General features: G+C 55.3%; 9 protein-coding genes. All 9 read right to left on the reverse strand.

All coding sequences use genetic code 11. The features are described from left to right. Positions 1-133 precede the first annotated feature (133 nt). A complete protein-coding gene (locus O9H32_RS07965) occupies positions 134-1753 on the reverse strand; it encodes a response regulator transcription factor (protein WP_269865426.1) in 1620 nt (539 codons plus the stop codon). After that, entirely contained in the window at positions 1746-3590 is a 1845-nt protein-coding gene (locus O9H32_RS07970) for a cache domain-containing sensor histidine kinase (protein ID WP_269865427.1), read from the reverse strand. Before O9H32_RS07970 ends, O9H32_RS07965 begins: the two co-directional genes overlap by 8 nt. Positions 3591-3842: 252 nt before the next feature. Then, the gene (locus O9H32_RS07975; RefSeq protein WP_269865428.1) at positions 3843-7676 is read right to left on the reverse strand and encodes an S-layer protein; all 3834 of its coding nucleotides are present in this window, start codon (positions 7674-7676) and stop codon (positions 3843-3845) included. Between the two features lie 319 nt (positions 7677-7995). Next, positions 7996-8430, reverse strand: coding sequence for an SRPBCC family protein (locus O9H32_RS07980; RefSeq protein ID WP_269865429.1), 435 nt, complete (start codon positions 8428-8430; stop codon positions 7996-7998). 139 nt (positions 8431-8569) lie between these two features. After that, a complete protein-coding gene (locus O9H32_RS07985) occupies positions 8570-9958 on the reverse strand; it encodes a (Fe-S)-binding protein (protein ID WP_269865430.1) in 1389 nt (462 codons plus the stop codon). Further along, complete coding sequence (locus tag O9H32_RS07990) at positions 9951-11366, reverse strand: FAD-linked oxidase C-terminal domain-containing protein (RefSeq protein WP_269865431.1); 1416 nt, start codon at positions 11364-11366, stop codon at positions 9951-9953. The genes O9H32_RS07985 and O9H32_RS07990 overlap by 8 nt, the downstream gene beginning before the upstream one ends. A 131-nt stretch (positions 11367-11497) precedes the next feature. Then, complete coding sequence (locus O9H32_RS07995; protein ID WP_269865432.1) at positions 11498-12406, reverse strand: creatininase family protein; 909 nt, start codon at positions 12404-12406, stop codon at positions 11498-11500. Next, positions 12384-13370, reverse strand: coding sequence for an aldo/keto reductase (locus O9H32_RS08000; protein WP_269865433.1), 987 nt, complete (start codon positions 13368-13370; stop codon positions 12384-12386). Before O9H32_RS08000 ends, O9H32_RS07995 begins: the two co-directional genes overlap by 23 nt. Before the next feature lie 14 nt (positions 13371-13384). After that, entirely contained in the window at positions 13385-13705 is a 321-nt protein-coding gene (locus tag O9H32_RS08005) for a MocE family 2Fe-2S type ferredoxin (protein WP_269865434.1), read from the reverse strand. Between the last annotated feature and the right edge of the window lie 12 nt (positions 13706-13717).

A 13717-nucleotide genomic window follows, 5' to 3' on the forward strand; every position in this document is an offset into this window, starting at 1 on the left:
TCTCGCTATGTAAGTCGTCTTGGTATACGTTCATTATAGGGATTCGCAGAGGGGCAACCATAACGTTATTTTGATAAGTTCCGCGGCTATTTTGACTCTTTGGGGAGTTCGTTGAACCCTTCCTATCCGCGGCCTAGGCTTTGACCGCCGCGGTACCCCGGTATTCCTGCGGCGTGACGCCCGCCACCGTCTTGAACATTTTGATGAAATAGCTGTGGTTGTCGTAGCCGAGCGCCTCGCAGATCTTCGCCACGGACAGGTTCGTCCCGTCGAGCAGCTCTTTGGCCCGGTTCACCTTCGTCCGGTTCACGTATTCGATGAACGTCTCCCCGCTCTCCTTCTTGAACAGCCGGCTGAAATAGCTCGGGTTCATATACAGGTGCTCGGCGACCTCGTCGAGGGAGATCTTGCGGTGCAGGTGCTGCGAGACATACTGGCAGGCATCGAGCACCTCCGTTCGCTTGCTGAGCACCTTGGCGTCACGGGCCGCGACGAGCGAGGATTCGAAGAAGCCGTTCACCCACGCTTCGATCTCATCGAGCGTATCCATCTCGAGGAGTTCCCTGTGCAGGATCTCCACCGAATAATGGTTGCGGAACAGCTGCATGGACTGCAGCTTCAGCTTCAGATCCAGCACCAGCTTCAGCACCCAATCCTTGACCGTCTCCGGCCGGAACCGCTCCGACCTTACGTACCCGGTCCAATAGGCCAGAACCGGCTGTACCGTCGCCGCGCTGCCTTCCAGGAGCACCCCCCGGAAGCTGCTGGCTGCCTCGTCATAGCTGGAGAACAGGTCTGCCTGGGAGAAGATCAGCTTCTCCTTCTTCTCCATCGACTGCTGCCGCATGTAGAAGCGCTGGCCGGACGAACCGAGCAGCCCGGTCATCTCCCCCTTCAGCTCCGCCGGTTCCCCGCAGGTCCGGCCGATGAGGAAGGACAGCTTGAGCTTCAGCGCCGTGTAGACCGTCGACTGCACCTTCGTCAGCAGCCCTACCGCCTCGTCGTACGGATTGGTCTTGATGCCGCCCTGCGAGGGAATCAGGATGAAGGACCGGAGCACATCATAGGTGAAGTTCACCGCCTCCGTCGCTTCTTCGCGGAGAATCTCTTCCAGAATGTTGTTGACGGCAAAGCGCAGCACATCATCGGTGACGAACCGCTGCCGCGCCTGGCGCTGGTCATCGATATAGCATGCTACCGGCAGACACACGCGGCCTTGCAGGGACAGACCGAAGGACTCCGCCTCCTGGAGCCAGGCCTGCCGGTCGAGGATCGGTTCGTGGATCGACCCTCGGATGAAGCTTTCCTTGTGCCGCTCCCGGTTGCGGTCGATCATCTGCCGCAGCTGCTTCTGCTGCTGGGCTCCCTTGCTCTCTTCATCGAGTGAGGCCCGGAACTGGACGAGCAGCTTCTCCATATCCTCCGGATCGAGCGTGTCCTTGAGCAGGTAATCCTGCACGTTCAGCTTCATCGCCTGCTGGGCATAATGGAACTCGCTGTGGCAGGAGAGAATGGCGAAGCGTATGCGCGGCGCAAGCTCCTTCAAGGCGCGGATCAGCTCCAAGCCGTTCATGCGCGGCATGCCGATATCCGTGACCACGATATCGGGCATCCCCTTCTGCGCCGCCTCCAGCGCCACCGCTCCGTTCTCATAGGTGCCGATCAGCGTCAGCCCGAGCTGCTCCCAAGGGATGGATCCCGCCAGGAACTCCAGCACCGGGTAATCATCGTCCACCAGCATGACCTTATACATGCGGCTCTGCCTCCTCCTGCTTTGGAATATACATTGTAATGACCGTCCCGGCCCCTTCCGCGCTGTCCACTTCCATCCGGAACCGTTCCCCGAAGGTCATCCTCATCCGTTCGTACACATTGGCGAGACCAATGGAGGAGAAGCCCTTCTTGTCCGATTCGGGCGCAGCCTCGGCCTGCGGTGCCGCCAGCTGCCGGCGCAGCCGCTCCAGCTTCGCGGCGTCCATCCCCTGGCCGTTATCCCGGACCCGGATGCGGATGAAGTCCGGCTCCTCGAGCAGCGCCTGCAGGCTGACCGTCCCGGCCTGCTGGTTCAGTCCGTGGATGAGCGCATTCTCGATCAGCGGTTGCAGGAAGAAGCGCGGCACCCGCTCCAGATATACCTCCGGCGAGATGTCGATCTCGAGGAGCGCGGCTTCTTTTTGGCGCATATTCATCAGCTTCATATAGTCGATCACCGTCCCCACCTCGTCATGCAGCGGAATGCTTCCCTTGTCCTGGATCGTCATCCGCAGCAGCTTCGAGAGAGAGGCGATCATCTCCGCGCTCTCCCGGTCTCCCCGCCCCAGCACTTTCATCCGGATGGAGTTCAGTACGTTGAACAGAAAATGCGGGTTGATCTGCGCCTGCAGCATGCTCAGCTCCGCCTTCCTCTTGCGCGCCTGGGTCAGCGTAATCTCGTCGATCATATCGGATATGCGCTCGAGCATGCCGTCGAATGATCGGCCGAGGCGGCCGATCTCATCCATCCCGCGGATCGAAGAACGGACGCTGAGGTCCCCCTTCTGCACTTCGACCGCTACCTTGTCGAGCTTCACGAGCGGCTTCGTGAACGCCCGCAGCGCCACCATCAAGAGCAGGAAGAAGAGCACGAAGGAGATCAGCTGGAACAAGAACACATTCTGAAAGATGGCGTTGATCTTGGTCACCGCTGTGCGGTAAGGCGTCAGGGAGACGAGCTTCCAGCCGTTGACACTGAAGGAGATCGGGTGCTGCGAGATCAGGTAGTCGGTGCCGTCCCGCCGTACGATATCCCGCTCCTGCTTGCCCTCCGTCTGCAGCAAGTAAGGAAAATCCGTACCGATGTGTCCCGGATCCGTATGCGACAGCACCCGGTCGTCCTTATCGAGCAGCATGACTTCCTGGCCGGCGGCCAGACGCTCGAAATATTTGTGAATCCGGCTCTCCATGATCGTGACGACCACATAAGCATAGATCGTGGAGTTATCGAAGTTCTGGCTTCTCAGCGCCCGGACCACTGTCAGCTGGTACGGATTCTTCTCCCGCTCCGACAGGAACTGGGTGGGCAGCGTGCCCGCCCAATAGGAGTGGAACGGGCCGTACACCGCGTTCGCCTGCTGGAGCCACGGCTCCTTCAAGAACCGACCTGGAGCATATTCATAAGCGGGGTAATTCATAAAATACATCCCGTTGGGCAGTACGATCGACAAGTAGACGCTGTCCCCGGCCGCCGTGAGGCTCTCGATCTTGTAGCGCACCACGCTTCCGGCGGTGTACTGCTCGTTCGTTAACCGGTCATCTCTGTAGGCGGTATCGTTCAGCTGTTTCAAGGCCATTTTGAGATCGGTGTCTTCCTGAATGAAGTTCATGAGATAGGTCATGTATTCCAGCGAATTGGATACATGACCGTCGATCAGCTCCAGCGTCTGCTTCGCGCTCGACACCGCCTGCTCCTTCACCGCATCGCGGGTCAGCACGTTATAGACGGTCAGCGTCGCGAGCGCCGGCAGCAGAAGGCACAAGACCGACACGAGCATCAGCTTGGTGCGAAATGATGTAATCGAGAACAGCCGGAACCTTCGCCCAAACAGAGCCATAGTGCTCGCCTTCCTTCTCTTAGATGACTTGTCCAGAAGGGCTTTCATGCCCGGGACACGGTATATAGGTTCATTATAGGTCAAGGCCCTGGTGGACGATAACGTTATTTTGACATCTCTTCGAATTATTTTGACTACTATAAGAAAAGAGACGGCGCAAACGGCCGTCTCTTCAGAGAGAACTCATTATGGGGGCAGCGGATTAGCGGTGATGCCACAGCATGGATGATCCGCAGCAGCTGCCGATCCGGCTTACTCCGTTCCTTGTGCTGCTGTTAATCCTTGCAATGCTGCCTGTAACGATGCCGCCGCTGCAGCGACTTTCTCTAATGGAGCTTGCGGATTTTTTAATACCGCTTTGGCTTCCTGGAGTGCGGAATGGAACGCTTTCCAACTTTTCTTGGTGTAGTTTTTGGGGTCCTTCCCTTGGCTCGCATCATACAAGGCCTGAAGCTTATCCTTATTGACTTCCACTTTATTGGTGCCCCGGATGATATCCATGCCATCGAAGACAAAGGTTCCGCCTTTCACAACCGCTTTCGCCGTGTGCTTGGCATTGCTCAGTCCCCGGATACTGTAAGAGGTTTGTCTATCTCCCGCGGCACGGATCCTGAAGTTCTCGTCGATTAAGATCCCATCGATGTACACGTCCAATAATGCATCCGGAGTCGCTCCGAATAGATTGAACCCGGATCCTTTAAAATCGAAGATCATGCTGCTGCTGTTCGCAGGATCTGCTTTGGAGGTACTGTAGATCTGGACTCCACGATAGTCCATATAGTCTTCTTTTCTTTCATTGGTTTGGAGTGCTACCTTCAAGGTGTGCGTTTTTTCTTCGAGGCCCCGTACAGAATACATCACGCCGTCGGGATTGACGCTGTAATTGCCCGCATCTGTACCATCCAGTTCAAAGTTATATTGGGATTTCACTCCCGTCCCGGCCAAGTAATCGATGCCTGTGCCTGTGAAGTGGATGAGCAAATACGGATCATCATTAAAATGCGCCCAGGCATTCGTATCGTTGGAGCCCCAGGTGCTGCCATTTTTTCGGAAGGCATACACGGAATTCACTACCGTCCCGTTTTGTGCATCATCCCATACGCTCACGATTTCCTTAGGGGCTAATTTGGTGACTGCGGTTACAGGGCCGGTCGTTTCGATTTCTGCTTTCGTGAAGCTGATATACTTGTCTTTGGCTACGACCTTCAGGGTGTGTTCTCTATCCTCCAGATTCTCTGCAGACCAGACCTCTTGATGAATTTCGCTGTTATTGACATAGCTCGCTTCTCCGGCTAACGCTCCATCGAGATAGACATCGGCTGTCCCATTGGACGCATTCGTGATCCCGAAGAGCCTGATTTCCGTGCCCTTGAATTTGATTTCGAATGAAGTCAGGGCAGAAGTTTCGGCAGAAGTCCCGGCAGCTCCCCAGGTATTGGTGCTGTTCGACGACCAGTTCCCGGAATAGAACACTTTGTTCAACGTCCCTTGTACCTTGGTCGTGTCCTTGAAGCCTACCGTGACTCCGTTCCATACGGGAACATCGGTTTTGGCCGTCATCTGGGTGCGGTTAAAATGGGCAAAGCCCGCTTGGGTATAATCCCATTTGCCCAGATAGCCGATCGGATACAAGGTGTCTTTGTTGTCCAAAGCTTCTTTTTCCGTGGCGAATTTCATCCCCTGCGCACTGTCGTATTTATCGGATTCATAGGTGTAGCCCTTGATGGGCTCTACACGCAAATTATCGATCAGGGTCTCGTAATAGCCGGAGCCGAGCGATACTCTGCCAGCCATTACCGCCCTATCCGCGTCCGTATAAGCGTCGATTTCTTTGCCGTCCAGGTACAGCGTGAATACATTTTCTTTGGCTTCGAAGGCCAAGTTATGCCAAATCTTGTTGTTGAAGCCAGGGATCGTACCGTTCTTTACGACCTTCCCGAGCTTCAGGATTTCGTATCTGCCATCGGCATAGACACGCGCATTGTAGGGAGCATGGGAATCGGCTCCGCCGGCTTTCACCTGCCGTACCCCGATTAACGCATAGTTGCTTCTTCCTGCGGCTTCCGGTGTGTGCGTATCTAACAGGAAGTCATAAGAAGCTTTATAATTCACCCAGCGGTGATCCCCTATCGTGGTGGTCGGGTTACCGGCAGCCGTCGATCCGTCCTTACCGCCCCATACAGCCCATTCGGCGCCAATGATGTCCGGCGTGATGCGCTGCTGCAGCATATTGCCATGCGCCTTTGCATTCGGAACAGCCAGATCTGTACGTGCCGCGCTTCCGCCAGACACCGGTTTGGTCGCTTTTTTCACCACTTCGAATGCGGCCGTCTGGTCCGTAGTATAGCGCGGTGTCCCTCCGCGGCGCTCCACATAATCGCGGCCCTTGTCGTCTGCCCGATATGTTTTGTATTCAAAATCATCCGTATAAGGCAGAGGCAGTATGGTGTCTTTCGATAGATTGACGGGCTGTGATTGATATTCAAAGCCCTTCACTTCGGATTTCTTATCGAGTGTGGATAGGGTCACGATGGAGTACGGTTTCACTTCTATTTCATATACGCCGGCTTTTGGAGTGATTCGGCTGATCTGCTTCAACCAGTTTGCATCATACGGCTGTCCTGCCTCAGCACCGCGTGTTTCCCATACATAGACCGGCGCATTTTCTTTTCCGCTTAGATTCGCGGCATGGATCGTATATTTGCGCGTTTCCTTCGTATTATTCGCAAAAACGGTGGTGTAATCGTCCGTTTGCGGATCTTTGAAGGTCATATAGTTATGCGTGCTCGTATCGACATCGACACCGCCATCGAAGAAAGCCCCGTCACTGTACGTTGCATCGCTGACAATCATCCAGCGCTCATTCTCCGGCGTGGTGTGATCGTCGTATCCGACGAAGTTCATCACATGGCGAACGCCTTGCAACCCGCCATCCGCTTCATAGAAGCCGGACCAGGGGTCATACGCGCTGATCAGGTGCTTCGGATTATAGGATGATCCTTCATAGAAGGCGGCAACGGCAGGCTGTAAGTCAAAGGAAACCGCGCGAAGCGGATTGCTGCCTGCGCCTGACCATGAATAGGCGGAGATGATCCGCGAAGTGACATCCACGATTCCGGCTTTTCCTCCCAGTCCTTTGTACTGCGGCTCCATCTTCTCCCGGTAGCGGGCATTGATCATGGGGGCAATTCCCTCGGATACCCACACTTCTTTTGGCTTTTTGCCTTCAGAGATCAATTTATTCTGCAATTGGGTGAGTTCGTTTGATCCTGTCAGCCCATAATGGGAGCTGATGACATCGATCTCGTCGATCAGATCCGGGTTCTCCAGCAGCGTACGGCTGATGGCGGCCGTATCCCGATAGCCGTCTGCGGCAACCAGTTTGATCTCTTTGTAGTCTGAGTCATAATTGGGCTCTTTTTTGATTTGGGAAGTAAAGTATTTCAGCCATTCCACTTCTATTTTGCCATTATTATTCGCAGCTCTTTCATTTTGAGAGATTCCCACATAATCGATTCTAAACCCATACTCCTTATACACGGCATCGATCGTCTGCTTATACCATTGGTACCGGTTCTCATATTCATTGCCGGCGGCGCCATTCCAAGTCCAGCGCGGTTCGCCCCACCGCAGAATTTCCGTCGTGAGATCCGGGTTGATGGATTTGGCATCGGCGGCAAACTCGAACCCTGCGCCCCGGAGCACATTGGCCGGTTCATCGGCATACCGCATGGTGGCTGGCTCTGTCCCTGAAGATGAATTCACATCCCCGCCAAGCTCCACTTTCACGTGCGTTAGTCCGGCCCCTGTTTTTGTATTAAACAGCTTATTCATGATTTCCCAATAGGCTTTGGGGTTCTCCTCTTTATAATCCAGGAGCAGCCGGGACGTATTGTTGGCGGTTACCGTGCCGAAGCCTTTGAACCGGTTATATGTATCTACCTTTTTCCCATCAATGGTGATGGTCTTGGTGAGAGCTTCCGCTTTCGATTCCTTTGTATCCATCAAGAGAAAGGACCCAAACAGCATGGAAGTCACGCATAGATAACCCATCGCCTTTTTCATTTTTTTTCTTTTGCTTCCCATATGATAATCCTTCCTTTCCCATCGCGGGATTGTTAAAGCGCATTCATTTTGTTCCACGCTTCCTCACGTTTCATCGATGCACCCCGAATGACCAGCCCCTTTCCCTTCAGATAGGCCTCCCCTTATGATCTGAGGTTTTCAAGTTGTGTTTTTATTATTTCATAGGATCTTTCGGTTGTAATACCACTATTTTGACTACTTTCCATGCTATTTTTACTATGGGCACTTGCGTTGGCAGCCTCATATCAAACCGCCTATCACCCCGAATAACAAAAGCGCATGCCAATGTAGGCATGCGCTTCTATCGCGTGGAACGGTGTTACTCTGCTTTAACCGTTTCCACATAGGTTTTGAATTGATCCAGAATAGCCTGCCAACCGGCTTGCTGCATCTCGGCAGCGTTGGTCTCTTCCGCTTCGAACGTCTCGATGATTTGGGTGTCGTTGTCTTGGCGGATAAAAGCAATCCTCACTTCTCTTCCTTCATCGAGCGTATAGGAGAGGGTCTCGTTCAGGCGCACCTCGTCGTATACTCCGCCAAAATCAAATCCGAAGCTGCCGTCTTTGGCTTCCATTCTCGAGACGAATTTGCCGCCGGCCTTCAGATCATTCTCGGCGTAAGGCGTGTGCCAGTCATCGGAAGCCTTGTTCCATTGCGTGATATGCTTCGGCTCTGTCCAGTAGCTCCATACGCTTTCGACGGGAGCATGGACGATCGTTTGTACCGTTATCGTTGCCGGACTGCTAGTTCCCATTACACAACCTCCCTTATGAGATATCATCCTAAAATATACCATGGAGTTCAGCTGGCAGTCGATAGATTTGGAGGTGCCATGGCCCTAAAGGCTTCTTAAGGAATGGAGAGTTCCAGAAAGCGCAGAGCCTGTCGCGTGCTCAGCTCGTTTCCCTTATTCTTTCGTACAAGAAATCCACTACGTGCTGGACCTCCATTGGACCACCGGCTCCGTGCTTCCATACCCCCAGCTTCATCTGCAGCAAGCAGCCCGGGTTGCTTGTCAGCATATAGCGGGCTCCGGTCCGGCCCGCATGCTCCATCTTGTGCTCCAGAATCTGCCCGGCCATCTCGGGCTGCGTCATGTTATAGATCCCAGCGGATCCGCAGCACCGGTCCGCTTCCTTCATTTCGACGAAATGGACGTTGGCTACCTTCCGCATCAGCTGTCTGGGAGCATCCGAGCTCTTCATCACGTTGCGCAAGTGGCAGGAATCCTGGTAAGTAATCGTCAGTGGATCGGAGGGACTCGCATCAGGCTCCGCAAAAGCCGGGAGTCTGCCACGCTCGAGCAGCAGCCTGCTCACGTCGATGACACGGGAAGCGAACTCCTCGGCAAGCTCGCGGTACTCCGGATCTTCCTGCAGCAGATGGCCGTATTCCACGAGCAGAGCGCCGCAGCCGCCCGCGTTGGAGACGATGTGCTCAATTCCAGCTTCATGAAAAGCGTCCAGATTCCTGCGGGCCAGCTCCCGCGCCTGTTCCATCTCTCCGCTGTGGGCATGAAGCGCCCCGCAGCATGCCTGCTCCTTCGGGATGACCACTTCAAAACCCGCTTCCGACAGCAGCTTCACCGTGTTGACATTCGTCTGTGCGAACAGCACATCCATGATGCAGCCCCGGAACAAGGCAACGCGGGCAATCGGCTCTCCCCGGGACGGATAGAGGGTGCCGAGCCGCTCGACCACGCCTTGGGAGGAAGCCTCCGGCAGTATCCGCTCCATCTCGCGCATATGGCGCGGCAGCAGCCGCATCATCCCGCTTCCTCTGACCACTTTGCGCAAGCCCGACTTTTGGTACAAGGAGAGCGATCTCCCGAGCCATTGCAGCCGTCCGCGGTGCGGAAAGATTCCCCTCAGAAAGAGCCGGCGAATGCCGGTTGCGGGAACGCTGCGATGGTTGTGATCCTCGATGGCATCGCGGGCCTGCTCTATCAGTTGCCCGTATTTGACATCGGCCGGGCAGACCGGCTCGCATGCCCGGCAGCCCAGGCAGTGGTTCATCTGATCCTGGAACGCCTGATCCGGATCCATGATCCCATCCGCGACCGCTTTCATTAGCGCAATTCGTCCCCTCGGCGACTCCGGTTCCACGCCGGTTTCCCTGAAGGTAGGACAAGCCGGCAGACAAAATCCGCACCGCATGCAGTTGGTTAATTGATCGTAGTCGAGCCTCAGGTTCAGCGCTTTCGCCAGCGGATTGCTCTGCTCTACCGGTGTTTTTTTCTGGAGCTGGAGCTGGAGCTGAGCTCCGGTATTCGCATCAGCCACGGGTGATCACCACTCTTTTTCGCGTCTCTTTGGCGAGTATCTTGCCTGGATTGAGCAGGTTGTGCGGATCGAATGCCTGCTTGATCCCGCGCATGATGTCCATACCCGCCCTGCCGACTTTCCATTCGAGATATGGAGCTTTGACCAAGCCGACGCCATGCTCGCCGGTGATGGTCCCTCCCAGCTCGATTGCCGCTTCAAAAATTTCTTCGAACGCTTGTTCGACACGATGGATCTCTTCCTGATCTCTTGCATCCGTCGTAGCCGTAGGATGGAGATTGCCGTCCCCCGCGTGCCCGAAGGTGGCGATCGAAACCTTGTATTTGGAGGCAATTTCGTTGATGCGCTGCACCATATCGGCAATTCGGGAACGCGGTACCGTCGCATCCTCCAGAATGGTCGTCGGGCGCAGCCGCGCAAGCGCTGTGAAGGCGCTGCGCCTGGCCGTTAACAGCTTCTCCGCCTGCTCCCGGCTCTGTGCCACTTCGATCCGGTCCGCCCGCTCCGACTCGCAGATCTCCCGGATCCGTTCCATGTCCCGGCCGACGGCTTCCGGGTCTCCGTCCTGCTCGATCAACAGGATCGCCTCCATATCCCGCGGTAGACCCAGCTTGGCAAAATCGTCTACGACCCGGATGGTCGGATTATCCATGAACTCGAGCGTGGCTGGAATGATCTTCGCTTCAATGATCCGCGATACGGTCCTTGCCGCTCCATAGAGATCCATGTACATCGCGATCATGGTCATCTTGCTCTTGGGCGGCGGCACCAGCTTCAAGGTGGCCTCTGTGAAGATGGCGAGCGTCCCTTCGGAGCCGACCAACAGCTTGGTCAGGTCATATCCGGCGACATCCTTCATCAGCTTGCCGCCCGTGCGGAGGATCTCGCCGCTTGCCAGCACCGCTTCCAGGCCAATGACATAATCTTTGGTCGTGCCGTATTTCAAGCCCCTCAGGCCGCCCGAGCCTTCTGCGATGTTCCCACCGATCGTCGAGATCCGCATAGAGCTTGGATCCGGCGGATAGAACAATCCGAGCGACTCGATATGAGCAATAAATTCCGCGGTAATGATGCCTGGTTGGACCGTTGCCGTCAGATTCTCGAGGTCGATCTCCAAGATCCGGTTCATCCGGTGCATCACCATCACGACCCCGCCCAAGGCGGGTACCGTGCCCCCGCATAGATTAGAGCCTGAACCGCGGGAGATGACCGGTATGCGATGTGCCGCGAGCAGCTTCATGATCTCTGCCACCTGCGCGGTGTTGTCCGGATAAATCACGCCGTCCGGCAGGCTTTGGAGCATGGGTGTGCCGTCATACGAATGGGCGACCAGAGCTTCGGGGTCATCGCGGTAATATTTCTCTCCGACAAGCTGACGAAGCTTCCGGGTTAGTTCCGGCTCCAACATGAATGGTTCTCTCCTTCATGAATGTTGTTAGGTCAGGCTCCAGTTGGAATGGGCCTGCATTGTAAGAACAGCCCTCGTCAGCATGCGGACGAAGGCTGTTCTTACATCGAATGGAGCGCAGACCTGTGTCTTTATGTTTTCGTTCCTGCATTTTCATACGGCTTCCACTGGGAATGCGGCGATACTTCCCCCTGCCCCGGCCAAGGTCTGGCCGTAACCCATGCAGAAGAATGCTGCAAGACCTCGCCCCAGATCTTCTCGATGGTCGAATAAGGGATTCTCGGCTGCACGTCCGGCGGGAATCCTTCCCACTTCATCTGATCCACTTCATCACACAGCCGCTTCACGCAAGCCTCCATGATCTCTTTTCCTAGTTCGGGGCTTGCTTCCTCCGCATCGATTCCCAGGGCCAGACGCCCGCCGGATAAGGGGACTTCCTCTAACCGTTTTGCGTTCATATTCACCAAATCGGGGCGTATGTACATGAGCTGGGAGAGCTCGTATTTGCCGGCATGATCCCCCGTATAACAGCCCTCTACTAACTCGGGATCACTCCTCACCCACACCTTGACCGGTATGCAGGACATGAACAGGCTGGCGGCCTGCCGGAGATCCTCCTGATTGCCTCCGCTGTGGCCCGTCATCACGACGACCGCTTTGAACCCTGCATTCACAAAGGCTCTTAATTGATAGAGGAAAAAGGAAAGGAAAACAGCGGGCGGGACCGCGGTCATATGGGGATTCTCTTCTCCAACGGTCTCTTCGAGCCATCTCGCATGATACCCCGATTCATGGATATGGTATCCCATGGAAGGAGCGACAATGCCTCCTGCCTGCCGGGCTGCTTGCTGGCAGAGCCATTCCGCTTTGATCGTATCGAGGCCAAAGGCGCTGACCTGCCCATGAGGTTCGCATAGACCCAGCGGCAGATACACGACCGGGCACTCCGCTAATCTTTCTTTGAACTCATAGGGCAACAGCTCCGACCACAGCGTCTTGACCTGGCCGGCAGCCGGATTACCACCAGTATTTGGATTCATAGAAGTTTCTCACCCATCTGTGATGGCGGCGGATATGCTGGAATACCTCTTCAGGCAGAGGCTCGCTGTCCACGGCAGCCATATTCTCGTCCGCATACTGAGGAATATGCATCGATGAGATCGCCGAAGTGACGCCCGGATGATGCAGCACGAATTTGATGGCAAGCTCTGCCAGACTGCTCGCGTACCTCGGGATGCATTCTTCCCGTAACCGGTTCACCCGGTCTATATACACCGAACGAGGCATGTAATCGAAGTACGATTTTCTAAAATCATCCGGTTCAAACGGGGTATCCTCCCTCAGGAAGCCCGTTAATCCGCCTTCATCGAGAATGCAGCGGGCGATGACCGCGACCTGATTCTCTTGACAGAAGGGAATGAGGCAGTCGAGCGCCAGGGGATCGAAGATGTTAAAGACGGTCTGAACCGAGTCGATCAGCCCGCTTTGGATAAGCGGCAGTGCAATATCGTGACGCTGGTCCGGCAGGGAGATCCCGATGGCCTTGATCTTCCCCTCTTGCTTCAGCTGCTGCAGTTCATCCATCCAATAGCTGGTCCGGTCCCACTGGGGCCAATATTGGTGAAGCTGCATCAAATCGATCGTCTCCACACCCAGCTGCTCCAGCGAGATTTCGGTGCTTTCTCTCAGCCAGCCTTTGGGATACGCCGTTTCCACCGGAATGGGCATGCCCCAGCCTACATTACCCGGTCCCTTGGATTGAACCTTGGATGCAATGTACGGTGCTTCTCCCTTCCACTCGCGAAGGGCTAGGCCCAGAATTCGCTCCGACTCTCCATAATTCCGGGCGGTATCAATAAAGTTGATCCCATTCTCCAAGCTGTGCAGAACGGATTGGACCAATTCCTTATCTGAATACTGGCCGAAGACCCCACCTAACCCCATCGATCCAAAGCCGAGGCGCGATACCTGTTTACCTGATCGTCCAAATGCATTGTATTTCATGGAAACCGTCTCCTTTAATCAATTTGAATAAGCACTTTGCCTTCTTCGACTTTGACCGGGTACGTTCTGAGCGCGACGCAGACGGGCTTGCGTTTGGCCTCACCGGTTGGGATGTCGAACCGGCCGTTATGCTTCGGGCACTCAATCACATTCCCCATCACAAGACCATCCGCCAAATGAACGGGCTCGTGTGTGCAGAGTCCATCGGATGCATAGTACTTACTGTTGTCTGTACGGTAGATGGCGAAGGTCCGGTCCCCATAGTCGAAGCGGATGACGTCCTCCACTTCGATCTCCTCTGCTGCGCAGGCTTCGACCCACTGTGCGATACTCATGCTTCTTCCCTC

This window comes from Paenibacillus caseinilyticus, assembly GCF_027533645.1.
Lineage (GTDB): Bacteria > Bacillota > Bacilli > Paenibacillales > NBRC-103111 > Paenibacillus_G > Paenibacillus_G caseinilyticus.

Coding starts and splice junctions, on each gene's coding strand:
- O9H32_RS07965 (WP_269865426.1), bottom strand. CDS start 1,753: ATGTATAAGGTCATGCTGGTGGACGATGATTACCCGGTGCTGGAGTTC.
- O9H32_RS07970 (WP_269865427.1), bottom strand. CDS start 3,590: ATGGCTCTGTTTGGGCGAAGGTTCCGGCTGTTCTCGATTACATCATTT.
- O9H32_RS07975 (WP_269865428.1), bottom strand. CDS start 7,676: ATGGGAAGCAAAAGAAAAAAAATGAAAAAGGCGATGGGTTATCTATGC.
- O9H32_RS07980 (WP_269865429.1), bottom strand. CDS start 8,430: ATGGGAACTAGCAGTCCGGCAACGATAACGGTACAAACGATCGTCCAT.
- O9H32_RS07990 (WP_269865431.1), bottom strand. CDS start 11,366: ATGTTGGAGCCGGAACTAACCCGGAAGCTTCGTCAGCTTGTCGGAGAG.
- O9H32_RS07995 (WP_269865432.1), bottom strand. CDS start 12,406: ATGAATCCAAATACTGGTGGTAATCCGGCTGCCGGCCAGGTCAAGACG.
- O9H32_RS08000 (WP_269865433.1), bottom strand. CDS start 13,370: ATGAAATACAATGCATTTGGACGATCAGGTAAACAGGTATCGCGCCTC.
- O9H32_RS08005 (WP_269865434.1), bottom strand. CDS start 13,705: ATGAGTATCGCACAGTGGGTCGAAGCCTGCGCAGCAGAGGAGATCGAA.